The organism is Peteryoungia wuzhouensis, from assembly GCF_003205195.1.
Taxonomy (GTDB): domain Bacteria; phylum Pseudomonadota; class Alphaproteobacteria; order Rhizobiales; family Rhizobiaceae; genus Allorhizobium; species Allorhizobium wuzhouense.
The window spans coordinates 553,776-577,572 of the sequence record NZ_QJRY01000001.1; the positions used below are offsets into that span (position 1 = coordinate 553,776).

At 61.9% G+C, this 23,797-nt stretch carries 26 protein-coding genes; 12 read left to right on the plus strand and 14 right to left on the minus strand.

Annotated features, from left to right (window positions below; translation table 11 throughout):
- Positions 1–10: 10 nt before the first annotated feature.
- The 9 genes from DMY87_RS02900 to chrA all read right to left on the minus strand — a co-directional run bounded on the left by DMY87_RS02900 (position 11) and on the right by chrA (position 9,986).
- Entirely contained in the window at positions 11–640 is a 630-nt protein-coding gene (locus tag DMY87_RS02900) for a hypothetical protein (protein ID WP_110789767.1), read from the minus strand.
- A gap of 136 nt (positions 641–776) precedes the next feature.
- Positions 777–3,740, minus strand: a complete 2,964-nt coding sequence (gene ileS, locus DMY87_RS02905) for an isoleucine--tRNA ligase (RefSeq protein ID WP_110789768.1) — start codon at positions 3,738–3,740, stop codon at positions 777–779.
- A 249-nt stretch (positions 3,741–3,989) separates the two neighbouring features.
- Positions 3,990–4,229, minus strand: coding sequence for a BrnA antitoxin family protein (locus tag DMY87_RS02910; RefSeq protein WP_110789769.1), 240 nt, complete (start codon positions 4,227–4,229; stop codon positions 3,990–3,992).
- Between the two features lie 96 nt (positions 4,230–4,325).
- The gene (locus tag DMY87_RS02915; protein ID WP_110789770.1) at positions 4,326–5,552 is read right to left on the minus strand and encodes a GGDEF domain-containing protein; all 1,227 of its coding nucleotides are present in this window, start codon (positions 5,550–5,552) and stop codon (positions 4,326–4,328) included.
- 150 nt (positions 5,553–5,702) lie between these two features.
- Positions 5,703–6,146 carry a DUF6691 family protein gene (locus tag DMY87_RS02920; RefSeq protein WP_110789771.1) on the minus strand — a complete coding sequence of 148 codons (444 nt, stop codon included), beginning with the start codon at positions 6,144–6,146 and terminating at the stop codon, positions 5,703–5,705.
- Positions 6,146–6,574 carry a YeeE/YedE family protein gene (locus DMY87_RS02925; RefSeq protein ID WP_205908134.1) on the minus strand — a complete coding sequence of 143 codons (429 nt, stop codon included), beginning with the start codon at positions 6,572–6,574 and terminating at the stop codon, positions 6,146–6,148. Before DMY87_RS02925 ends, DMY87_RS02920 begins: the two co-directional genes overlap by 1 nt.
- 105 nt (positions 6,575–6,679) lie before the next feature.
- The gene (locus DMY87_RS02930) at positions 6,680–7,660 is read right to left on the minus strand and encodes a bifunctional riboflavin kinase/FAD synthetase (protein ID WP_110789772.1); all 981 of its coding nucleotides are present in this window, start codon (positions 7,658–7,660) and stop codon (positions 6,680–6,682) included.
- Positions 7,661–7,673: 13 nt separating this feature from the next.
- Positions 7,674–8,522 carry a TIGR01459 family HAD-type hydrolase gene (locus DMY87_RS02935; RefSeq protein WP_110789773.1) on the minus strand — a complete coding sequence of 283 codons (849 nt, stop codon included), beginning with the start codon at positions 8,520–8,522 and terminating at the stop codon, positions 7,674–7,676.
- 108 nt (positions 8,523–8,630) lie between these two features.
- Positions 8,631–9,986 (minus strand): chromate efflux transporter, encoded by a 1,356-nt coding sequence (gene chrA / locus DMY87_RS02940; RefSeq protein WP_110789774.1) that lies wholly within the window; start codon positions 9,984–9,986, stop codon positions 8,631–8,633.
- A 149-nt stretch (positions 9,987–10,135) separates the two neighbouring features.
- Here chrA and groES point away from each other — a divergent pair, with 149 nt between their 5' ends.
- From groES to DMY87_RS02960, 4 genes are all read left to right on the plus strand, one after another.
- Entirely contained in the window at positions 10,136–10,432 is a 297-nt protein-coding gene (groES, locus tag DMY87_RS02945) for a co-chaperone GroES (protein ID WP_110789775.1), read from the plus strand.
- A gap of 68 nt (positions 10,433–10,500) precedes the next feature.
- Positions 10,501–12,141 carry a chaperonin GroEL gene (gene groL, locus DMY87_RS02950; protein WP_110789776.1) on the plus strand — a complete coding sequence of 547 codons (1,641 nt, stop codon included), beginning with the start codon at positions 10,501–10,503 and terminating at the stop codon, positions 12,139–12,141.
- A gap of 906 nt (positions 12,142–13,047) precedes the next feature.
- On the plus strand, positions 13,048–13,488 hold the full coding sequence (locus DMY87_RS02955; RefSeq protein ID WP_110789777.1) for a hypothetical protein: 441 nt from the start codon (positions 13,048–13,050) through the stop codon (positions 13,486–13,488).
- A gap of 300 nt (positions 13,489–13,788) precedes the next feature.
- On the plus strand, positions 13,789–14,226 hold the full coding sequence (locus tag DMY87_RS02960) for a DoxX family protein (protein ID WP_110790352.1): 438 nt from the start codon (positions 13,789–13,791) through the stop codon (positions 14,224–14,226).
- A gap of 191 nt (positions 14,227–14,417) precedes the next feature.
- Here DMY87_RS02960 and hisG read toward each other — a convergent pair whose 3' ends face one another.
- The 4 genes from hisG to hisS form a co-directional block, all read right to left on the minus strand.
- Positions 14,418–15,113, minus strand: coding sequence for an ATP phosphoribosyltransferase (gene hisG / locus DMY87_RS02970; RefSeq protein WP_110789778.1), 696 nt, complete (start codon positions 15,111–15,113; stop codon positions 14,418–14,420).
- Positions 15,110–16,231, minus strand: a complete 1,122-nt coding sequence (locus DMY87_RS02975; RefSeq protein WP_110789779.1) for an ATP phosphoribosyltransferase regulatory subunit — start codon at positions 16,229–16,231, stop codon at positions 15,110–15,112. The genes hisG and DMY87_RS02975 overlap by 4 nt, the downstream gene beginning before the upstream one ends.
- A 177-nt stretch (positions 16,232–16,408) precedes the next feature.
- The gene (locus DMY87_RS02980; RefSeq protein ID WP_110789780.1) at positions 16,409–16,774 is read right to left on the minus strand and encodes a VOC family protein; all 366 of its coding nucleotides are present in this window, start codon (positions 16,772–16,774) and stop codon (positions 16,409–16,411) included.
- Entirely contained in the window at positions 16,775–18,346 is a 1,572-nt protein-coding gene (gene hisS / locus DMY87_RS02985) for a histidine--tRNA ligase (protein ID WP_110789781.1), read from the minus strand.
- A 153-nt stretch (positions 18,347–18,499) separates the two neighbouring features.
- Between hisS and relB the strand changes: the two genes are divergently transcribed.
- From relB to DMY87_RS03020, 7 genes are all read left to right on the plus strand, one after another.
- A complete protein-coding gene (gene relB, locus DMY87_RS02990) occupies positions 18,500–18,727 on the plus strand; it encodes a type II toxin-antitoxin system RelB family antitoxin (RefSeq protein WP_110789782.1) in 228 nt (75 codons plus the stop codon).
- On the plus strand, positions 18,711–18,980 hold the full coding sequence (locus tag DMY87_RS02995) for a type II toxin-antitoxin system RelE family toxin (protein ID WP_110789783.1): 270 nt from the start codon (positions 18,711–18,713) through the stop codon (positions 18,978–18,980). The genes relB and DMY87_RS02995 overlap by 17 nt, the downstream gene beginning before the upstream one ends.
- Before the next feature lie 3 nt (positions 18,981–18,983).
- The gene (locus DMY87_RS03000) at positions 18,984–19,730 is read left to right on the plus strand and encodes a hypothetical protein (protein ID WP_110789784.1); all 747 of its coding nucleotides are present in this window, start codon (positions 18,984–18,986) and stop codon (positions 19,728–19,730) included.
- 53 nt (positions 19,731–19,783) lie between these two features.
- Positions 19,784–20,176 (plus strand): hypothetical protein, encoded by a 393-nt coding sequence (locus tag DMY87_RS03005; RefSeq protein WP_110789785.1) that lies wholly within the window; start codon positions 19,784–19,786, stop codon positions 20,174–20,176.
- A 67-nt stretch (positions 20,177–20,243) separates the two neighbouring features.
- Positions 20,244–20,627 carry a CopM family metallochaperone gene (gene copM / locus DMY87_RS03010; RefSeq protein ID WP_245408808.1) on the plus strand — a complete coding sequence of 128 codons (384 nt, stop codon included), beginning with the start codon at positions 20,244–20,246 and terminating at the stop codon, positions 20,625–20,627.
- Between the two features lie 96 nt (positions 20,628–20,723).
- Positions 20,724–21,431, plus strand: coding sequence for an HAD family hydrolase (locus tag DMY87_RS03015; protein ID WP_110789787.1), 708 nt, complete (start codon positions 20,724–20,726; stop codon positions 21,429–21,431).
- A gap of 7 nt (positions 21,432–21,438) precedes the next feature.
- Complete coding sequence (locus tag DMY87_RS03020; protein WP_110789788.1) at positions 21,439–22,104, plus strand: DNA-3-methyladenine glycosylase I; 666 nt, start codon at positions 21,439–21,441, stop codon at positions 22,102–22,104.
- 3 nt (positions 22,105–22,107) lie between these two features.
- Here the strand turns inward: DMY87_RS03020 and DMY87_RS03025 are convergent, their stop codons facing one another.
- Positions 22,108–22,737 (minus strand): DNA-3-methyladenine glycosylase I, encoded by a 630-nt coding sequence (locus DMY87_RS03025; RefSeq protein ID WP_110790353.1) that lies wholly within the window; start codon positions 22,735–22,737, stop codon positions 22,108–22,110.
- 215 nt (positions 22,738–22,952) lie between these two features.
- Here DMY87_RS03025 and DMY87_RS03030 point away from each other — a divergent pair, with 215 nt between their 5' ends.
- A complete protein-coding gene (locus DMY87_RS03030) occupies positions 22,953–23,759 on the plus strand; it encodes a L,D-transpeptidase (protein WP_110789789.1) in 807 nt (268 codons plus the stop codon).
- Positions 23,760–23,797 lie beyond the last annotated feature (38 nt).

The following is a 23,797-nucleotide window of genomic DNA, read 5'->3' on the forward strand; positions in this document are numbered from 1 at the left end:
AAAGCGCCGCTTATTGGAAGGGCGTCCACCACGAGCTGTTTTGCTGGGCAGCCTTGGCCATCTTCTTGCGGCGCTTTTCCTTCTTGACTTCCGGTTCGCCGAGATCGGTGAGCGTCGCTTCCTCGGCCTGACGATATTGCGACGGCGGGTCGGACAACAGGCGGCGCTGGTCGAGATAAGCGCCCTTCTGCAGCTTGCGGGCATCGCGGAAGGCTTGCCACTTCTGTGTCTCGGTCATGGTGCCCGAGGTGCCGTAACCGGCGAGCAACGGCGAGCGGTACCGCGGATTGTCGGCATTGGCGTCGGCTTCGGCGACCAGGCGTTCACGCGCCTCTTCCGGGGATTCGACCCAGTTCGGATTGTTTTCGCGGCTGGCGACCGACTGCTGCGGCGCGACCAGCGAGGCCGTCGCACCCGGCGGGGGCAGGACCAGAGACGGCCGCGGATTGTATTTTGTGCCCTTGTTGGCCGGTTCACGCGGGGCGACGGACACGGCGGAGCCGACGTCGTCCACCAACTGTTCCATCGCCGTCTTGTCCGTGCCGTAGGTCGGGCTGCCGACGCAACCGGAAAGACCTGCCGTCACGCCAAAAAGACCAGCCAGACCGAGGCCAACTCTGAACAGATATGCCGATTTCATGAATGCCTACCAGCCTCGCCGCAGTTCATCTGTGCTGCCGAATAATTCTTTCCCACCGCTGCCGGGGGAATTCGGCCAATTTCAGGCAGTTTTACCGGATGACCCACGAAAGCGCAAATCATCCGGTTAATTTTCCTTATCCGAGTGCCGCAAGCTCACGCAACGCCTGGGCGTCGCGGGCCGAAACATCCGGATAATCAGGGTCGGAGCCGACATCCCGGGTGATCTTCCAGGAGCGGGCGCACTTCGTGCCTTCGGCGAGCTTCGGCTCGACGGCGACCTTGGTGCCGTCGTCAAGACGGAAGGCTTCGGCCGGGCCTTCACCCGAGACAACCTGGATATCCGAGGTGATGCAGATCTCGGCGAAGTCGAGACCGTCGAGCGCCTTCAGGAGTTCGGCATCGGCGACATGCACGACCGGGGCCGCTTCCAGCGAGGAGCCGATGCGCTTTTCCTTGCGCTCGATTTCCAAGGCACCGGTGACGGCACGACGGACGGCGCGAACGCCCTTCCACTTTTCGGCAATGGCCTCGTTCGACCAGTCGGCCGGGACCGTCGGGAACTGCTCGAGATGCACCGACTCGGCGTTCGGATCGCGCGAGAGCCAGGCCTCTTCCGTGGTGAACGGCATCATCGGGGCAAACCACAGGACCAAGCAGTCGAAGAGCTTGCGGATGACGAACAGGGCCGAACGGCGCTTCAGGCTCGACGGGGCGTCGCAATAGAGCGTGTCCTTGCGGATGTCGAAATAGAAGGCAGAGAGTTCGACATTGGCGAAGTCCGAGAGTGCGCGGACGATGCGCTTGAAGTCGAACTCGTCGTAGCCCTTGCGCACGATCTGGTCGAGCTCGGACAAGCGATGCAGCATCAGCTTTTCGAGTTCTGGAAGATCGGCATAGGCGATCTCGTCGCCATGGTCATGGGCGAGTGTGCCGAGCATCCAACGAACCGTGTTGCGGATCTTGCGATAGCTGTCGATGTTCGTCTGGATGATCGTCTTGCCGAGACGCTGGTCTTCCCAGTAGTCGGTGTTCATGACCCAGAGGCGCAGGATATCGGCGCCGGATTCCTTCATGACATCCTGCGGCGTTACCGTGTTGCCGAGCGATTTCGACATCTTGCGGCCGTCCTCGGCCATCGTGAAGCCATGGGTGACGACAGCGTTATAAGGCGCGCGGCCACGGGTGGCGCAGCTTTCGAGCAGCGACGAATGGAACCAGCCGCGATGCTGGTCGGAGCCTTCAAGATACACGTCAGCCGGCCATTTCAGGTCCGGGCGGTCCTCCAGCGTGAAGGTGTGGGTGGAGCCCGAGTCGAACCAGACATCGAGGATGTCGGTGACCATCTGCCACTTGTCGCCGTCGTGCTCGCCGGCCAGGAAGCGTTCCTTGGCGCCTTCGGCGAACCAGGCATCGGCGCCTTCGACTTCGAAGGCTTCGAGGATGCGGGCGTTGACCTTTTCATCCTGCAGAACATTGCCGTCGGCATCGGCGAAGACGCAGATCGGGACGCCCCAGGCGCGCTGGCGGGAGAGAACCCAGTCCGGACGCTGCTCGATCATGGCGCGCAAGCGGTTCTGGCCACCGGCGGGGACAAAGCGGGTCTGGTCGATGGCGGAGAGTGCGCGGGTGCGCAGCGTCGTGCCGTCGGCAAGGTCCTTGTCCATGTAGACGAACCATTGCGGCGTGTTGCGGAAGATGACCGGCTTCTTGGAGCGCCAGGAATGCGGGTATTCGTGCTTGATGCGGCCACGGGCGAAGAGGTTGTTGGCCGCGATCAGGGCCTCCATGACGCGCTTGTTGGCGTCGCCCTTCTTGCCGTTGTCGTCGAGCACGCGGGCGGCGCCACCTTCGGCCGAGGGCCCGAAACCGGGGGCGTCTTCCGTGTAGAAGCCGGCGTCATCGACCGGGAACGGGATTTTCACATCGATGCCACGGGCTTCGAGCTGGCGGACATTCGCCATCCAGGCTTCAAAGTCTTCGCGACCATGCGACGGCGCCGTGTGGACGAAGCCGGTACCGGCATCGTCGGTGACGTGGTCACCGTCGAGCATCGGGACGGCGAAGGTGTAGCCAAGGTCGGCCAGCGGGTGGGCGCAGGTGATCGCGCCGAGTTCCTCTGCCGATACCTGACGCAGACGCTTGAACTCCAGCTTGGCCTTGGCAAATGCATCCGCTGCAAGCTTATCCGCAAAGATGAGCTTTTCTCCGGGCTGGGGGCCGAAATCATTGGCAGCGGCCGTCACCTCGTAGAGACCGTATTCGATCTTCGAGGAGTAGGAGATCGCGCGGTTGCCGGGGATGGTCCAGGGCGTAGTGGTCCAGATGACGACGGACGCAGCAGCAAGTTCGGCAAACGACGCGGGAACGTCTACGGGTCGGTTCTGGGCTTTGTCATGCCACATGTACTTGGTGTCGTGGGGCACCACCGGGAATTTCACCCAGATCGTGTCGCTCTCGACCTCGGCATATTCCACTTCGGCTTCGGCGAGTGCCGTGCGCTCGACGACCGACCACATGATCGGCTTGGAGCCGCGATAGAGCTGGCCGGACATGGCGATCTTCAGGAGTTCGCCGGCGATGCGGGCTTCCGAATGATAGGCCATGGTCGTGTAGGGATTGTCGAAATCGCCCTCGATGCCGAGGCGGCGGAATTCTTCCGCCTGGATGTTGATCCAGCCCTGCGCGAACTCGCGGCATTCCTTGCGGAATTCGTTGACCGGGACCTCGTTCTTGTCCTTGCCCTTCTCGCGGTACTTTTCCTCGATCTTCCACTCGATCGGCAGGCCGTGGCAGTCCCAGCCGGGCACGTAGTTCGAATCGAAGCCGCGCATCTGGAAGGAGCGGGTGATGACGTCCTTCAGCACCTTGTTCAGCGCATGGCCGATATGGATGTTGCCATTGGCATAGGGCGGGCCGTCATGCAGGACGAATTTTTCGCGGCCGGCGGCGGAGGCGCGCAGGCGCTTGTAGAGACCCATCTGTTTCCACTTCGCCGCCATTTCCGGCTCCTTCTGGGGAAGGCCGGCGCGCATCGGGAATTCTGTTTCGGGCAGATAGAGGGTCTTGGAGTAGTCGATCTTCTCAGGGGTATCGGTCATGGATCAGCCATCGAATGGGGCGACCTCAAGCGGTCGCAAAATTATGTCAAGGAGTGGCGGCAAGCGGGCGCTCAGGCTTTCAAACCCAACGCCAAAAACCCGGACCTTCCCGCAGCTCTTCAAGCCGCCGGGAGGGCCGGGCCAATAATTCGAATGATCCGGGCCGCCGAAAGATACGTCATGGCCGCGTTCTTTAGGGGGTTTTCGCGCCAAAAGGAAGGGGCAAGATGGGCTGTCGCATACCCCCTTTTACTCGCCGCCTTCAGCCTCGACCACCTTGCGCAGGGCATCGTTGATGCGGTCCTGCCAGCCGGGGCCGTCCTTCTGGAAGTGTTCGAGGACTGCGCTGTCGAGCTTGATCGACACCATCTCGCGAACCTCGGGCGGCGCGCGGCGTTCGACAGCGGGGGCCACGGGCTTCGGCGCCGGCTTGAACAGCGCCTCGGCGGCATCCTTCGGGTTCACGGGTCTGCGTGGCGTCGTGGCCATGGGGTGCCTTTCGGTCTCTTTCAGTGATTTGCTGGGCGCACTAGGCGCCATCGAGACGTAGGCGTCAAGCGGAAGCGCTTGACTGCAACGCAGGCATCAGGCCGACAAGAGGACTGGCCTGTGGCTCTCGGCTGAGCCGGTTTTTGGGCCTGGGACCGTCTCAGGATTGGCGTCCGAGATCGCGGCGTGCTGGAACACGACGCGGTTACGCCCCTGGTTCTTGGCCTCGTAAAGGCCGATATCGGCCTCAGCCATCCAGGCATCGAGGCTGCGTGCCGTTCCATCCGTGACGACCATGCCGCAGGAGAAGGACAGGCGAAAACGGTTGTCGCCCGAACAGATATCCTCGGAGGTGATCGCCAGGCGCGCCGCCTCTATGGTCGCGAGCGCCGTGGCGCTGTCCCGGTTCGGCAGGCAAATCCCGAACTCTTCCCCGCCCAGCCGGCCGAAGATCGCATCCGGGGGCAGAAGCGCGCTCGTCCTCTCGGCGAACTGCTGCAGGGCGTCATCCCCGCCCTTGTGGCCATAGGTATCGTTGACACGCTTGAAATGATCGAGATCGAGTACGGCGATGGCGGTGCCCTGCCGTTCCGCGAGCTTGGCAGCCTGATGCAGGAACATGCGGCGGTTCGCCAGACCGGTCAGGTTGTCCCGCTCGGCCAGCTGGCGCTGGATCTCGCCGCCGCGTTCGAGCTTCAGCACCATGGCCATCAGGAAGGAGAGGAGGTTGAAGATCAGCAGCAGCATGCTGGTATAGGTCATCCAGTCGGAGACCGGGATGCGCCCTTCGAAATGGACGGGATAGAGGACGGGAAGCGGCGTGATCAACAGGGTGGAAAGCGCATAAGCCCCATAGACCACGGCCGCCAACCGCGCCGAGGGCAGTCGTTCGCCCGGCTTGGCCCGCCAGAGATCGAGGGTGCCGAGCGCCAGATTGACAGCAGAGCCAAGGTAGACGAGCGAAATGCGCACCGGGGTCGGATCTTCGAGAAGGCCGGCAAGAACCATGCCCATGCATGTGAGCACTGCAACGTGAAAGCCGTGCCGCAGCCGATAGGGCTGGCCGTAGAATTCCTTGAAGCCGAGCCGCATCAGACTGGTGCGCGCCACGTAGATGAGCCCGCCGATATATCCCATGATGTTGTAGGGGACATATTCCGTGAGGCTGGTGCCGATGGCGCCGATGACCATGAACCAGGAGGCGAGCGCCCAGAAGACGATTTCCTTCTGGTGCGGGTTTCGCACCCAGGCGATCGTTGCGACGACCAGCACGGCAAAGTTGATCACCGCGTTGTAGGAGATGACCGTCAGCAGGTCCAGCATCGGTTCAGCCAAGCCTAAGGGAACGTTGCCGCCTTTAAATCACGATATTCCGGTAAATAAGATTAATTCGCGGAAAAGCCCGGGCAATTAAGGGCCGGAAGGTTAAACCGGGGTAAACCGGCAGGACCTCCTGACCCGCCGCAATTCCGATCACATGCTTCGGGCGGGATCCGCGAAGACATCAACCCGGGCCAGCCTGCGGGCAATCAGGATGCCGACGAGCAGAGCCCCGACGAAGATGGCCGCTGAGGCATGTCCCAGACCAAGGGCCGGGATCGATGCGCCGGGACAAAAGCCGGCGATGCCCCAGCCGATTCCGAAGACCGCCGAGCCGCCGATGAGCTTGGCATCGATGGCGCTCGCTTTCGGCAGGCGGAAAGACTGGTCGAAAACCGGCTTCTGCCGCATCCGGAAAAGCAGCGCATAGCCGGGTGCGGCAACCGACAGCGCGCCCGCCATGACAAAGGCGAGGCTGGGATCGAAGCTGCCGGCGAGATCGAAGAAGTTGAGCACCTTGGCGGGGTTCGCCATGCCCGAAAGCACGATGCCGGTTCCGAACAGGGCGCCGATCAGGAAAACGACGAGGAAGCGCATCAGATCGCAGCTCCGAAGACGTGGCGGATGACGAAGACGGTCAACACGGCGAAGGCCATGAAGGTCGCCGTGGCCGCGATCGAACGGCGCGACAGGCGCGCCATGCCGCAGATCCCATGGCCGGATGTGCAGCCGGAGCCGAAGGTGACGCCGATGCCGGCAATGAGGCCGCCGACGATCAGCGCCGAGGTCGATACGGGCACGGAATATTCCACCTGATAGCCGCTCAAAGACAGGGCCAAGGGCGCAAGGATCGCGCCGGCGAGAAAGGCTGCCTTCCACGACCCGTCGGCGCCGAGCGGCGGCAGGATGCCGCCGATGATCGCGGTCATTCCGGCAATCCGGCCCCAGGTGAGCATCAACAGAAGTGCGGAAAGGCCGATCAGCAGGCCACCGGCAAATGACATCAGGGGGGTGAATTCGGTCAAGGCGCCCTCCGGGTTTCCCGCTCGAAGGACCGGGAACCAGTTTACATAGCGATACCAATATGTGAGCCGGTGGTGCGCGGCAATGCAAATCTGCGGCTTCAGCCTTCAGAAGGCGATGGCAGCATCCAGTTCGCCAATCGGCTTGACGCCCGCCAGAAGCGCCCTCGCCTCTTCCACATCCTTGCGGATCTGGGCGACCAGCGGATCAAGGCCATCGAATTTCCATTCGTCGCGCAGGAAGCCGAAGAGAGAGACGGAACAGATCTCGCCGTAGAGATCGCCGGAGAAATCGAAGATGAAGGTTTCGAGCCAGGGGTCGCCATTGTTGGTGACGGTCGGGCGGTAACCGAAGCTTGCAACGCCATCGCGAATGATGCCGTCTGGTCGGCGGAAGCGAACGGCATAGATGCCGGGCCTGAGCGTTGCCTCCGGCGGCAGATGCATGTTGGCGGTGGGAAAGCCCAGCGTGCGTCCGAGCTGCTGGCCCTTCATCACCTCGGCCTCGACCGTATAGCGATAACCGAGCAGGCCGGCGGCCTCGGCAACCTCGCCCTCGGCGATCAGGCCGCGAATGCGGCTCGACGAGATGACGGCAGCGCCCTCGTCGCGGAAAGCGTCGATCAGGCTGACGCCAAAGCCATGGCGGTTGCCAGCCTCCATCAGGAAAGCCGGGCCACCTTCCCGGCCCTTGCCGAAGTGAAAATCGAATCCGGTCACCACTTCCTTGGCGCCCAGCCAGTCGCGCAGGATCGTGACGACGAAGTCTTCCGCCGAGCGCTGCGAGAATTCCCGGTCGAAGGGGTATTCGATGACGGAATGAAAGCCCATGGCCTCCAGAATGCGGGCACGCAAGGACGGCGGGGTCAGGCGGAAAACCGGTTTGTCCGGATTGAAGACGGTGCGGGGATGCGGCTCGAAGGTCAGGACAAGCGCCGGTACGCCTAAAGTCTCGGCTCGCTCCAGTGCGCGGTTCAGCACCGCCTGATGGCCGCGATGCACGCCGTCGAAATTGCCGATGGCCACGACACCGCCACGCAGGGCGGCGGGCAGCACTTCCTTCTTTTCGTTGCGGTGAAAGACGGTCATCCGAGCATGCGCCTCATGCCAACCTGTGCATCCAGTACTGCGGCGCGACCTTTTCCCGTTCGAGGAAGGTGGTGAGACGAGCCTCATCGGTCACGCCGTTCGTCGCGTAATCGGCCGCGTGAATGCCGCCGGAGATGTAGAGAAGGTCGAGGCCGGCATCGACAGCGCCCCTGACGTCGGTCGGCATGCCGTCGCCGATGGCGAGCACACGGGACTTGTCGAACTCACCCCGCGCTTCGCGGGCGGCGGACAGCGTCGCCTCATAGATCGGCTTGTGCGGCTTGCCGGCGATGCGGGTCTCGCCGCCGAGCGCCGTGTAGAAGGCCGCAACCGCGCCGGCGCAAGGAATGATGCGGTGGCCGCGCTCGACCACCAGATCCGGATTGGCGCAGATGAGCGGCACCTTGCGGGCGACGAAATCGGTCAGCATGTCGCGGTAGTCTTCCGGCTGCTCGACCTCGTCGTCGAAGAAGCCGGTGCAGACGACGCAATCGGCCTCTTCCTTCGACACCACCTCGACGTCGAGACCGTCGAAGAGCGGCAGATCCCGTTCCGGGCCGAGCAGGAAGACCTTCTTCGGGCCGGCGGCGATCAGCGTGCGGGTGACGTCGCCCGAGGTGACGATGCGATCATAGGCCGTGTCGGGCACGCCGATGGCGCGCAGCTGCGGAATGACGCCGATGGCGGGCCTGGGCGAATTGGTGATCAGCACCACAGTCAGCCCCTTTTCGCGGGCCGCCGTCAGGGCTTCGCCTGCCAGCGGAAACGCGTCGATGCCATTGTGCAGCACGCCCCAGACATCGCAGAGAATGACGTCGTAAGCGTCGGTCACGTCGCCGAGGGTGGAAATGCTGCGGGTCATCGTCTGTCCTGACTGCTTATTGTGTGTCCGGTGACATGGCAAAGGACGGGCGGCAAGGCAAGGGGCAAGCGTGCGGTGACTTAAAAATGCCCCTGCCCCTTCGTGCGGTCAAAGCAGATAGCGAACGCCGAGGCCGAGCAAACCTGCCGCGATCAGAGTCCTTCCAATTCCGAGATGAAGACGAAAGATCATGACGCCGGCGATGACGGCGATCACCAGCGCCTGGATGTCGAGCGAGGACCAGACAGGGTGCGGCACGGAAAGCGTCACAGGCCCCAGGCGTGCCCAGGCAAGCGGCTCAACATCGGTGAAAATGACATGCAGGGCAAACCAGACGGCGAGGTTGAGAATGACCCCGACCACGGCGGCGGTGATTGCCGAGAGCGCCGCGCTCATGAGGCGGTTTCCGCGCAGCCGCTCGATATAGGGGGCACCGCCGAAAATCCAGATGAAGCTCGGAATGAACGTCGCCCAGGCGGCGAGCAATCCGCCGAGCAATCCGCCAACCAACGGATCGAGCGCGCCGCTCTCACGGAAACCGGCGAGGAAACCGACATAGGAAAGAACGAGGACCAGCGGCCCCGGCGTCGTTTCGGCAAGGGCCAGACCATCCAGCATCTCGCCGGGTTTCAGCCAGGCATAATGATCGACGGCCACCTGGGCGACATAGGCAAGCACGGCATAGGCGCCGCCGAAGGTGACGAGCGCCATCCTGGAGAAGAAGCTCTGAACCTCGGGCAATGCGGTTTCCGGAAGCGTCAACCACAACAGGGGAAGCGGGGCCAGCCACACGACGACCCAGAACAGAAGGGCGGCGAGCTGCCGTAGAAATGGCGGGCGGGCGCGGAATTCTTCGGACATTTCCACAGGTGGGGATGTCACGCCTCGGGCGTGTATGAGGCCAATCATTGCGGCCGCGAGCACGACGAGCGGGAACGGCAGGGCGAAGAGGAAGAGCGAGATGAAGGCTCCAGCCGCGAGAAGGCGGTGAAACGGTGTTTTCAACGCCCGCTTGCCGATGCGGATGACCGCTTCGACGACGATGGCCAGCACCGCCGCCTTCAGGCCGAAGAACAGTCCGGCGACCAGGCTCGTCTCCTGGTAGAGCGCATACAGCGTCGATAGACCGAGAATGACGGCGAGGCCCGGCAGAACGAAGAGCAGGCCCGCCACGATGCCACCGCGCACCCCATGCAGGAGCCAGCCGATATAGGTCGCGAGCTGCTGGGCTTCGGGTCCCGGCAGCAGCATGCAATAATTCAGGGCATGCAGGTAGCGATCCTCGTCGATCCAGCGTTTTTCCTCGACACAGATCCGGTGCATGAGCGCGATCTGTGCGGCCGGACCGCCAAACGACATGAGGCCGATGCGGGCAAAGGCGGAGACCAGTTCGGAATAGGTCGGAGCGAAGGGGGGATCGCCGGATGCTTCGGCGGTGCGGATGTCGGTCTGTTTCGCCGGCATGCACCCTTCCTTTTTTCACGCGCGCGCTTGACTCGTCGCGAGCCTGTTCTTATCTCAACGTCGCTGGCACTCCCCAAGGGAGAGTGCTAACAAATTCCAATGTGGCTCCAACCGGGGTCACTGATGTCATTTGATCGAGGGATTAGACAATGGCAAGCACCAATTTCCGTCCGCTGCACGACCGCGTTGTAGTCAAGCGCGTCGAGTCCGAAGCCAAGACCAAGGGCGGCATCATCATTCCTGACACGGCCAAGGAAAAGCCGGCTGAAGGCGAAATCGTCGCCGTCGGCCCGGGCGCCCGCGACGAAAGCGGCAAGCAGATCGCTCTCGACGTCAAGGTCGGCGACCGCGTCCTGTTCGGCAAGTGGTCCGGCACCGAGGTCAAGCTCGACGGCGAAGACCTGCTGATCATGAAGGAAGCCGACATCATGGGCATCATCGGCTGATATCGGCCTGATACCCCTCTTCCTCTTTAACAATTCACCAATGGGCTAGACGCCCGGGAGTTTTGAACATGGCTGCAAAAGAAATCAAGTTTGGCCGCACCGCGCGCGAAAAGATGCTGCATGGCGTCGACATCCTCGCAGACGCCGTGAAGGTAACGCTCGGCCCGAAGGGTCGCAACGTCATCATCGACAAGTCCTTCGGCGCTCCGCGCATCACCAAGGACGGCGTATCGGTTGCCAAGGAAATCGAACTGGAAGACAAGTTCGAAAACATGGGCGCCCAGATGGTCCGCGAAGTTGCTTCGAAGACCAACGACATCGCCGGTGACGGCACCACGACCGCAACCGTTCTTGCCCAGGCCATCGTTCGCGAAGGCAACAAGGCCGTTGCTGCCGGCATGAACCCGATGGACCTGAAGCGCGGCATCGATCTGGCCGTTGCTGAAGTCGTCAAGGACCTCCAGGCGAAGGCCAAGAAGATCTCGACCTCGGAAGAAGTTGCTCAGGTCGGCACGATCTCGGCAAACGGCGACACGCAGGTCGGTAAGGACATTGCCGAAGCCATGCAGAAGGTCGGCAACGAAGGCGTCATCACCGTCGAAGAAGCCAAGACCGCTGAAACCGAACTCGAAGTCGTCGAAGGCATGCAGTTCGACCGCGGCTACCTCAGCCCCTACTTCGTGACCAACCCGGAAAAGATGGTCGCCGATCTCGACGACGCTTACATCCTCCTGCACGAAAAGAAGCTCTCGAACCTCCAGGCCATGCTGCCGGTTCTCGAAGCCGTCGTTCAGACCGGCAAGCCGCTCGTCATCATCGCTGAAGACGTCGAAGGCGAAGCTCTTGCAACGCTCGTCGTCAACAAGCTGCGTGGCGGCCTGAAGATCGCTGCCGTCAAGGCTCCGGGCTTCGGCGATCGCCGCAAGGCCATGCTGGAAGACATCGCCATCCTCTCGGGCGGCACTGTCATCTCGGAAGACCTCGGCATCAAGCTCGAGTCGGTTACGCTCGAAATGCTCGGCCGCGCCAAGAAGATCTCGATCACGAAGGAAAACACCACGATCGTTGACGGTGCCGGCCAGAAGTCGGACATCGAAGGTCGCGTTGCCCAGATCAAGGCGCAGATCGAAGAAACCACCTCTGACTACGACCGCGAAAAGCTGCAGGAACGTCTTGCCAAGCTCGCTGGCGGCGTTGCCGTGATCCGCGTTGGCGGCTCGACGGAAATCGAAGTCAAGGAACGCAAGGACCGCATCGACGACGCGCTGAACGCAACGCGCGCTGCCGTTCAGGAAGGCATCGTCCCCGGCGGCGGTACCGCTCTGCTGCGTTCTTCCACGAAGATCACCGTCAAGGGTGCAAACGACGACCAGGAAGCCGGCATCAACATCGTTCGCCGCGCCCTGCAGTCGCTGGTTCGCCAGATCGCCACCAATGCTGGTGACGAAGCTTCGATCATCGTCGGCAAGATCCTCGACAAGAACGAAGAGAACTACGGCTACAACGCCCAGACCGGCGAATTCGGCGACATGATCGCCATGGGTATCGTCGACCCGGTCAAGGTTGTTCGCACCGCCCTGCAGAACGCAGCTTCGGTTGCTTCGCTGCTGATCACCACCGAAGCCATGATCGCCGAACTTCCGAAGAAGGAAGCTGCTGGCGGCATGCCGGGCGGCATGGGTGGCATGGGCGGCATGGACATGATGTAAGACCCATCGGGTCTTACAATCAGGTCCATCAAAGCCGCCCATCACTTAAGGTGGTTCAGCGCGTCAAGCGCGCTGAACTGGCGGCATGGACATGATGTAAGACCCATCGGGTCTTACAATCAGGTCCATCAAAGCCGCCCATCACTCAAAGTGGTTCAGCGCGTCAAGCGCGCTGAACTGGCGGCATGGACATGATGCAAGACATCAGGGTTTTCATCTGGACCATCCGGTTCATTTAGAAAGGGCGGCCTTCGGGTCGCCCTTTTTCTTGTCCTGCAGGTGCACTGGCGTGACAAACCTGGGATTAAATCCCAAAATGTACATGCAACTATTCGTCGCACTTGTTGACATGGTCATTTTGTATGTGAATACTTATTAACCAAACGAAATTCTTATCTAAGCGGTTTAAAACCCAGCATTATAGGCGAATCTGAAATTTAGAATTATCTAATTTACTAGAGCGCGCCTCCACATCCTTTGCTGTTTGTTTCCGGGATCTGGCGAATGTGAGCCGTTTTCATCTAAATACTTTCATGGTATCTAGCCGGTTAAATTCGTATGGCGAACTGTTCATTTCTGGGATTGGCACATGGACAACATGTCTTGTCGCTGCCTGCATGGGATGAAAGGTTTGTCGGCGTTGCGAATGGGCAAGGTGTGGGCCGCCCCGCATTGGGACGGCTGAGGACGTGAAACGGGTGTTCACGCCCGACCTTGAGGAGTTCTCGGACACTCCGAGACGCAGGTGGGGGCTCCTGCGAAAGTAAGGCGTGCGGCTTGTGAAGTGGCACGTCCCGACCTTGATAGGGCACCGGTTTCGACCGGATGAGGGCTTTGGACGTATTGTCTGGCAGGGCAACCCGTTCATCGTGTTGGGGGCCAATAGGCTCGGAGTTGGGGACTACCTTGTTCAAAATTGCAAATGCAGATCTCGCAACCAGCTTTGCGGTGGGCGACGCAGAGGACGAACGCCTGCTGGGGCAGGACGCTTGCCGGTTTGGCATATCCGAAGACTGGACCGGCGACTTGACGAGCGGACTTCTGACGCTCGGCGACCGCGCACGGCAACTCCATGGGCTGGACAGCCATGAATGCGGCCTGCTGACCGTGATGCGGTGCTACGATCCCGCCGATCGCGGGCATATTCTCCGGCTGTTCGAACAGGCCGCCACCGAACCCTCCCGCTTCTGTTATTCGACGACAATCCTGTCGGCCAGCAACCAGCGCCAGCCGGTTTTCTGTATCGGCGAATCCACCGGCTTCGAGGCCAGTCGCGGCAAGATGGTGGGGCTGTTCATATTCCCCCACTTCCAACTGCCGACAGCCGCCACCGTGACGCCCGCCTGATCGGCAGCCCGGACGGCGAGAAGCACCATCCGCCCCGACAACCACACGCGCAGATTTTCTCACGGCGCCCGCAGCCAAGTCGGCGGGTGCGTTGGTGATTGCCCGGCGCTCAGGTGCACGTCCGTTTCCAGGCTGTCGGCATGACGGAGCCATCGGCATCGGGGGCCTTATCGTTTCGTTTTTGTGAACGAACAGTCAAATGTCGTCAACCTATGCGCCCGATGAAAAAGAGGGCATCTAGGCTTCACATTCTGGAGCCCACAGGGGTGAGGTTTCAGTTGCAACCCAATGGAGCCCTCGATGTCGTCCGCCAACAATGCTCTTCTCGTTCTCGTCCGCGTTCTCCTTTCCTTCATGTTCATCATGTCGGGTTACGGCAAGCTCGCCGATCCGGCTGGCACCGCCGGCATGATCTCCGGCGCTGGAATTCCTGCCGCCGACCTGATGGCCTATGCCGCCGGCCTCTATGAACTCGTCGCCGGCCTCTTCATCCTCGTCGGCTTCCAGACGAAGATCACCGCCTGGACCGTCGCGCTCTTCTGCGTGTTCACCGGTCTCGTCTTCCACACCGGCACCGTTGCCATCGAAGGCTGGCCGGAAGGCGCACTCGGCTGGATCAACACGCTGAACCAGATCATGGTGATGAAGAACTTCACGCTGGCTGGTGGCTACATCGCCCTCGCCATCGTCGGTGCCGGCGCCTACTCGATCGACGCCCGCCGCGGTTCGGCTGCCTGATCCCTGCCCTTAACGGCAAAACGAAACCCGCTGGAGCGATCCGGCGGGTTTTTTCGTGTGTGATTGCCCCTCAACCGCCTGCCGGCACCTTCTCCCCGCTGGCGGGGAGAAGGACGAACCCGCCAAGGCCTGCAGTCCCCTCTCCCCGCTTGCGGGGAGAGGGGCAGGGTGAGGGGCATTCCAGATTGTGATTAAAGCACGCCGCGCACGGCCTCGACGATGCGGCCGATCATCGGATTACCCTCATGCTCCGGCTTCCGTGCCCGCACGAGGCAGGCTTCCGAGCGCAGGATCACGCCATCCGACAACACCTTCAGGTGATTGGCCCTCAGCGTCGAGCCGGTCGAGGTGATGTCGACGATGATATCGGCCTGGCCGGCGGCGGGCGCCCCTTCGGTGGCTCCTAAGCTTTCGACGATGCGATAGAGCTGGATGCCGTGGCTGCCGGAGAAATGCTGCTGTGTCAGGCGCCAGTATTTGGTGGCAATCGCCAGGCGCCGGCCGTGGCGGGTGCGGAATTCGGCGGCGACGTCGCCGAGATCGGCCATGGTGTCGACATCGTACCAGATTTCGGGCACGGCCACGACGACATCGGCATGGCCGAAGCCGAGGCGGGCGGCGATCTCCACGCGGGCGTCCGCTTCCGCCAGCCCTTCGCGGATCAGGTCTTCGCCGGTCACGCCGAAATCGACCGTGCCATTGCCGATCTCGCGCGAGATCTCGGAGGCAGAGAGATAGGCGATCTCGACATCGTCGAACCCTTCGACGCGGCCGCGATAGGAGCGGTCATTGCCGACGGCGACAATCTTCATGCCGGCACGCTCGAAGATGGCGGACGAATCGTCCTTCATGCGGCCCTTGGAGGGCAGACCGATGGTGATGGTCACGAGCCTGACCTCTCAGTTTCAATGCGGTCCAGCCAGAGCGAAAAACCGACGGCGGGAATATGGCTTTCGGCACCCAGCAGGGTCAGCAGCCGGTCGAAACGGCCGCCACCGGCGAGCACGGCGGGCTTACCCTCGACGACCACCTCAAAGACGAGGCCGGTGTAATAGTCGAGCGGACGACCGAAGGCGGCGCGGTAGGTGATGCGCGTGAGATCGGTGCCGATATTGGCGAGCGCTGCGACGCGTTCGTCGAAACGGCTGAGTGCCGCCCCAAGCTTCAGGCCGGCGGCATCGGCGAAGCCGGCAAGCGCTGCGGAGGCATCGGCGAGCGGCAGTTCCAGCGAGAGGAATTCGCGCAGCAGCAGCAGGGCGGCACCATCAAGGCGGGTCTCGGAAAGTTCGAGCTTTTCCTTCAGGCGGCGGGCGATCTCGGCCGGCGTGCGGCTGGCATTGGTGAGATAGCCGGTTTCCTGCATGGTCGCATCGATATGGGCGATCAGCGCATCGTGATCGCCGCTTGCGAGCAGTGCCGACACCTGCGGATCGAGACCGGGGACCGGCGTCGGCGTGGCGAGCGTGCGTAGGAGCTGGTCGATCTGGACCGGATTGCCGAAGGCCTGGATGAGGCGCTTCTGCCAACCGGCGGGCAGGCCGAGTGCCTTGACGACCGCTTCGAAGACCGACTGGTCGCCGAGGGTCACGGCAAGCGGCTTCGTCGGCAGCAGGCGGGTGAGGATCGCCATGCTGTCGGCAACCGCGCGGGCGTCCGACGCGGCAATCGCGATGTCGCCCAAATCCTCGATGCCGGCCTGATAAAATTCCTGCGGGCCTTCGCGACGCTGGCGGAAGACTTCGCCGAGATAGGCATAACGCTTCGGCGTGCCGGTCGCGGTCTCGATATGGCGCAGGCAGACGGGAATGGTGAATTCTGGACGCAGGCACAAGCTTTCGCCGCGCTCGTTTTCTGTGAGGAAGATGCGTCGGCGCAGGTCTTCACCCGCCATGTCGAGGAAGGGGGCAGCCGGCTGAATCACGGGTGTATCGACGCGGGTCGTGCCGCGCGAGGTGAATTCCTGCAGGATGGTGCCGGCGAAATCGGGCATGTCGGTCAGGGGCATGTTACACCACAATCAAAGGAATACCCCCCTCTGTCACTTCGTGACATCTCCCCCTCAAGGGGGGAGATCAGAGGGAGTTCGCGGCGTCTGCCGTCCATCGATCTCCCCCCTTGAGGGGGAGATGCCCGGCAGGGCAGAGGGGGGCAAAGGCTCGGCATTACATCAACCATGCTTCATTCAACCAACTGTCTGCATCAGTTCGATCCGATTACCAAAGGGGTCATAGACATATCGTCTTTCAAACCCCTCCAACGACTCGTCAGATACGACCTCATAACCTGCAGCTTCAATCCTTGCGGTCAGCTCCGCGAGATCGTCAACGAGCAAAGCCGGATGAGCCTTGCGAGCCGCGCGAAAATCCTGTTCCACCCCTAGATGGATCCGCAGTGCCCCCAGCTCAAACCAGCAGCCACCACGGCGCGCCAGATTGTCCGGCTTTTGCACTTCGACCAGTCCCAACACTTCACCATAGAAGCCACGCGCCCGGTCTTCACCACCCAATGGCATCGCCAACTGAACATGGTGAAGCGCCAAAAGGGCCATTTACTCACCCTTCGCCCGACGACGATCTTCCGCCTGGGCGGCCAGGATCTCCTTGACCTTGGCCACCAGCTCGGCCTCGGCCACGACTTCCTGCGCGACGCGGGCCTCGCGCCATTCGGCATTGTCGGTGATCTCACCCGACAGGCGCTTGCCCTCAATCAGGTCCTTGATCTGCACGACGCCCTGCGCCCGTTCGTCGCCGCCCTGGATGATGGCGATCGGGGCGCCACGGCGGTCGGCATATTTCAGCTGGTTGCCGAACTTCTTCCAGTTGCCCTGGTACATTTCGGCGCGGATGCCAGCGTTGCGCAGATCCTGCGTGAACTTCTGGTAACGGCCCATGCTCTCGACATCGCCATCCATGACGGTGACGAGGACCGGACCTTGCACTTCGTCCTGGCCGAGCTTGCCGAGGTTCTTCAAGGCCGTCATCAGGCGCGAGACGCCGATGGAGAAGCCCGTGGCAGGAACCGGCTGGCCCATGAAGCGCGAGACGAGGCCATCATAACGACCACCGCCGCCGACCGAGCCGAAGACGACCTTCTCGCCCTTTTCATTGGTGACGTCGAAGGTGAGTTCGGCTTCGTAGACCATACCAGTGTAGTATTCGAGTCCGCGGACGACAGACGTATCGATGAGAATGCGATCAGGTCCATAACCGGCAGCCGCCACCAGCGTTCCGAGGGCGAGTAGCTCGTCAACACCGTTCAGGTATGTCTCGTTTTGCTTCTCTCCGCCGAGGAGACCTTGGAATGGGAGCATCATCTGCTGCCGGACGGCTTCGGCTGTTTGCCTTTGTCTGGTCGATGCTCCGTCATTCGTTTTCAAAAACAAATCTGCAATGAAGTTTATGTGCGTTGTTTTGAGCCCGGCACCCTTAGTAAAGTCGCCCGACTCATCCTTGCGACCTTCACCGAGCAGCAGACGCACGCCGTCGGTACCGAACTTGTCGAATTTGTCGATTGCCCGCAGCACCGTGAGCCGACGCCCGGCATTCTCCTCGCCGCCGAGGCCGATGGCCTCCATGACGCCGTCCAGAACCTTGCGGTTGTTGACCCGGATGACATAGTCGCCGCGCTTGATGCCGAGGGCTTCCAGCGTGTCGGCCATCATCATGCACATTTCGGCGTCGGACTGGACGCCCGGCGCGCCGACGGTGTCGGCATCGAACTGCATGAACTGGCGGAACCGGCCCGGACCCGGCTTCTCGTTGCGGAAGACGTAGCCGGCGCGATAGGTGCGGAAGGGCAGCTGGATTTCCTGGAAGTTTTCCGCGACATGACGGGCCATGGGGGCGGTCAGGTCGTAGCGCAGCGACATCCACTGCTCGTCATCGTCCTGCAGCGAGAAGACGCCTTCGTTCGGGCGGTCGCTGTCGGGCAGGAATTTTCCGAGCGCGTCGGTGTATTCGAAGAGCGGCGTCTCGATCGGATCGAAGCCGTAGCGCTCATAGACCTCGCGGATGGTCTCCATCATCTGGTTGGCGGCACGGATATCGGCAGCCTCGCGATCGACGAAGCCGCGCGGCAGGCGGGCCTTCAGCTTCTGGGGCTTCTTGTTCTTATCGCTCATGTTGACAACCGGAATTTCGTTTCAAAAAGGTGCCGGTGTCTTAGAGGATCAAGGATTTGGCGGCAAGGGCGAAGGCGGGTGGGGGCGAGGCCGGATGCTGGAAAATGGGCGGGTGCGGTGGTATGTTTGCACGCGAAACCAGAGGTTGGACCGATGAACAAGCGCGTCACGCTCGATATGCCGGAAGAAATGCATCAGTTGATCGTCGAATATGCGTCGGAGGCGGGTGCGGAGCCGGATGATTATCTGCGCCAGATGATTCAGCGCGAACTTGAAAATCTCCAGGACCTCGCCGCCGCTGATGAGGCCATGAAGCGAATACAGAGCGGAGAGGACAAGGTCGTCAGTTCCGAGGAGTTCTGGCGTGGCCTGGACGATTGAGTATCGGCAGTCCGTTCAAAAAACGATCAAGAAACTCGACCCCGTCGTTCGCCGACGCATCAAGCAGCTTCTGGAAGAGCGGCTTGCCAAACACGATAATCCCAGAAGCCTTGGCGATCCTCTTCATGGCAGCAAGCTTGGTGCCTATTGGCGCTACACAGTTGGCGACTACCGCATCATCTGCGATATCCAGGACGGCAAACTCGTGGTGCTCGTGGTCGAGATCGGCCATCGCAGCTCCGTCTATCGGTAAGACATGATCCTCGAAGCCCTGAATTATGCCGCGACGTGGCCGCTCACTTCTGCCGCGCACCGCCCCTTCATCCGCTCCTCCGTCAATCTCTGGGCGCGCGCCAATCGCTGCCGCACGGCCTGGGCCGAACATGAACGGCAGACGAAGGCGGCCATTCTGAAGGCGGCAGAGCAATGCCGGCAGCGGCGGACGGTGGTGGTGCTCGGTTCGGGGCTGCTGCGGGACGTGCCGATCACGGAACTCTCTCGGCTGTTCGATACGGTGGTGCTGGTTGATCTCGTGCATCTGGCCAGCGTCCGAGGCTGGCTGAAGCTCAAGGGCCTGAAGAACATCCGGCTGATCGAGCGGGATCTTTCGGGGCTGGATGCGCTGCTTGCTGGCGAGGTTTTGGAGCCGCTCTCCTTTCTGCGGCAGGTGCCCTATCTCGATCTCGTGGTCTCGGCCAATCTCCTGTCGCAGATCGGCATTGGCGTGGCGCGGCGGCTCGGTGGGCAATCCGAAGACAGCGACAGGGTCCGCCAAGCGATCGCAGCACATGTCGAGGGACTGGCGCAGGTTCCAGCTGCCACCTGCCTCGTCACCGATATCAGCTATACGGTGATCGACCGTGGCGGTCTTCGGCACGAGACGGTGGACCTCATGCATGGCGTCGATCTCGGCACACCCTCGGCCCGATGGGACTGGCCGGTCATTCCCTTCGGTGAAGAGAGCCGCGACTACCAGATCGTGCATCACGTGATCGCGCGTTGAGACCGAGGCTGCCAGCCTTGCTTTCGTCGAAATGGCGGACCATCTTTTGCGGCATGAAATCACTCGTCCGCCTCCTGCTGCTCGTCGCGGCGCTCAGCTATGGTGCCATGCCCATGACCGGCATGCCGGCCATGGCGATGCCTGTGGCGTTTGAGACGGATCATGCGGGCGATGAGCAAAAGCCGATCTCGGCTGCACAGGGGATGGCAAGCATCGATTGCCCGCATTCCGGCGGCGAGATGGCCCCTGCTGATCCGGGCGACGGCGCCGATCATGCTTCCAAACCGATGACGAACAGCGGGCATTGCGCCGCCTGCCTGACGCTGCCTGCCAGCCCTCTTCTGCGCGACAGCGGAAAACCTGCCCGTGCAGCGGAGGCCGCATCGGCTGCACCCCGGCTCGTCTCCACCTTTTCCGCTCCGCTGACACCCCCTCCCCGCGCCTGATCGGATGAAACCGCACGGCCCTTCGGGCTTGCGCATTGCCATCACAGATCAACACAGGAGAACTCACATGCTGAAAACCATTCTCGTTGCGGCGTCGCTTACGGCCGTATTGTCCACGTCCGCCGTTCTCGCCCAGGACAACACCATGCATCAGGGACACGACATGTCTTCCATGGGCCAGGGCATGATGGACGACAGCCCCTCGTCCAAGGCCTTCCAGGAGGCCAACGAAAAGATGCACAAGGACATGGCCGTTCCGCTCACCGGCAATGCCGATGTCGACTTCGTGCGCGGCATGATCCCGCATCATCAGGGCGCGATCGACATGGCGAAGATCGTGCTCGAACACGGCAAGGATCCCGAAATCCGCAAGCTCGCGGAAGAGGTGATCAAGGCCCAGGAAGGCGAGATTGCCATGATGAAGGACTGGCTGAGCAAGAACGGCCAGTAAGCAAGCCTTCAAGAACCTGCAATGGCGCCAAACGGCGCCATTGCTTTGCCCTGCGGAGAGATTAGTCTCACGCGTCCTGACCGAAAAGGAGGCGTCATGTCCAACCGCCCTGTCTCCGTCATCGGCTTTGATGCCGACGACACGCTCTGGCAGAACGAGCAGTATTACAAGCTGACCGAAAGCCATTTCCGCAGCCTGCTCTCCGCATATGCCGAAGGCGATCACGTGTCGGAGCGCCTGCTCGAGGCGGAAAAGCGCAACCTCGCCCATTACGGTTTCGGCATCAAAGGTTTTACCCTGTCAATGATCGAGACTGCCTTGGAGATCACCGAAGGGCGTGCGCCGTCTTCCGTGATTTCAGAGATCCTGGCGATCGGTCGCGATCTGCTCGGACACCCCGTCGAATGTCTGCCGCATGCCCGCGATGCCCTGGAGGCGCTGGCGGGCAAATATTTCCTGGTGATGATCACCAAGGGCGATCTCTTCGATCAGGAGCGGAAGCTCGCACAATCCGGGCTCGGTGACTATTTCGATGCGGTCGAGATCGTCTCGGACAAGACCGCCACCACCTATCGGCGGATTTTCGGCAAACATGGCGAGGGGCCGGAGCGGTCGATGATGATCGGCAATTCGCTGAAGTCCGACATCGTGCCGGCGATCGCCGCCGGGGCCTGGGGCGTGTTCGTGCCACATGAACTGACCTGGGTGCTGGAGCATGTCGACAAGCCGACCGAGGCGCCTCGGTTTTGCGAGATCCCCGATCTCGGACATGTGCCCGACCTCGTCGCCAATCTGAAGGGCTGAAGACCCCATGCGCAATTTCGACGAGATCTACCAACTCGCCGTGGCCCGCAAGGGCGAAGCGGGCGTTCTGGAAAGCCTCCTTCATCCGAAGTCACAGGCCGAAATCGCTGACATGCCGGACGACCGGTTCCTGGCGCTGATGACCAAATGCATCTTTCAGTCCGGGTTCAACTGGAAGGTCGTCGAGGCGATGTGGCCCGGTTTCGAGGCGGCCTTCGAGGGCTTCGATATCGGGCGTTGCGCCATGCTGCACGACGAGGATTTCGGGCGACTGGTCTCCGATGTCAGGATCGTTCGGCATGGACCGAAGATCCGGGCCGTGCAGGAAAATGCGGTTTTCCTGTCGGACATCGCCCGCGAGCATGGCAGTGCCGGCGCCTTCTTCGCCGGCTGGCCGACGGAGAATTACGTCGGTTTGCTCGATCTCCTGCAGAAGAGAGGATCGCGGCTCGGCGGCAATACCGGGCAATATTTCCTGCGATTTTCCGGCATCGACAGCTTCATCCTGTCGCACAGCGTGGTGAACCGGCTGATCGCCGAGGGCATCGTGACCAAGGCGCCGACCTCGGCGAAAGACAAGGCTGCGGTGCAGGCGGCGTTCAACACGTGGCGGGAGCAATCTGGCCGGTCACTCACGGAGATCAGCCGCATTCTCGCTGTCAGCATCGACTGAGGCTCAGGGACGCACGAGCCGTGCCCTCAGCTCTTCATTGCGGGCACGGCAGCAGCATCCCTCGATGTGGTCGTTGACCAACCCCATGGCCTGCATGAAGGCATAGACCGTGGTCGGGCCAACGAAGGTCCAGCCGCGCTTCTTCAGATCTTTCGACAGGCGCACCGAGGTGGGCGAGGTCGGGTTGGCCTTGAGCGTAGCGTAGTCCATGCGGGCCGGGCGTTCGGCGGTTTCGGGTTCGTAACTCCAGAAGTAACGAGAGAGCGATCCGAACTCCGCCTGCAGGTCGATCGCGCGGCGGGCGTTGTTGATGGTCGAGACGATCTTGCCGCGATGGCGGATGATGCCGGCGTCAGCCAGACACCGGGCGATCTCCTCGTCGCCGAAGCGGGCGACCTGATGGAAGTCGAAGCCGGCGAAGGCCGCGCGGAAGTTTTCGCGTTTCCTGAGGATGGTCAGCCAGGAAAGGCCGGACTGGAAACCTTCGAGGCAGATCTTCTCGAACAGCCTGACATCGTCGGTGACGGGCTTTCCCCATTCCTCGTCGTGATAGAGGCGATAGTCTTCCAGCCCACCGTGCCAGAAGCAGCGATCCAGGCCGTCTTCTCCCCGGATCAGGCCTTCCGCGATCATGTCCATACGATTCTCTCCCGATGCGGACAGGCGTTTACCATTTGTTCACGATTTTTCCAAACCAGATGCTAACCCTGACAGAAGGTTTACGGCATCCATCGCATTTTCATGAACGGGTCTTTACCAATTGGCGGCGCACGCTCTGGCACGATCCTGGTGAACCCGGCCGGCTTTTCGCCCGCCGCCGCCTTCGGCCCCATGTTGCGAGTTGTCCGATGTTGAAAAAATCAGTCCTGCTGGCCGTGATCGCCAGCCTGCCCCTTGCCTTTTCCGCCACGGCCAATGACCGTTACCAGAGCCGGCCACCGGTCATGGTGAGCCCGGACCTCTCGGCCGCCTGGGTGCTGCAGCTCGGCGGTGTTCCGACGCAGACACGGGGTTATGCGACACGGCCGGTCGCCAATGCCGGCCGCCAGATGGTGCCCGTCTATCGCCAGCAGGCCATGCAGCCACAGCCGGCCCGTCAGCGTCCGCTGGTGCAGCAGCAGCGCCGCGTTCTCTTCGGGCAGCAGCCGGCAGCGCAGCAGGTCGCCATGCGGCCCAACAAGCCGGTGCGCACGCAGATCGAGCCGCAGTTCCTGCCACAGATGGTGGAGTACCAGACCAAGGAGAAGCCCGGCACGATCGTCATCGATACGCGCCAGCGCTTCCTGTATCTTGTCATGGCCGACGGAATGGCCAAACGTTACGGCGTTGGCGTCGGCAAGCCGGGCTTCGAATGGGCCGGCACGCACAAGGTCACCGCCAAGCGTGAATGGCCGTCGTGGAACCCGCCGCAGGAAATGATCGCCCGCGAAGCGGCAAAGGGGCACTATCTGCCAGCCAGCATGGAAGGTGGTCCGGACAACCCGCTCGGCGCGCGCGCGATGTATCTCGGATCGACGCTTTACCGCATCCACGGCACCAATGCGCCCTGGTCGATCGGCAACGGCGTCTCCTCCGGCTGCATCCGCATGCGCAACGAGGATGTGACCGATCTTTATGAACGGGTCCCGGTGGGAACCAAGGTTATTGTGATCTAAGCCACACCATTCGTCACAATGGCGCTCTAGGCTCTTGC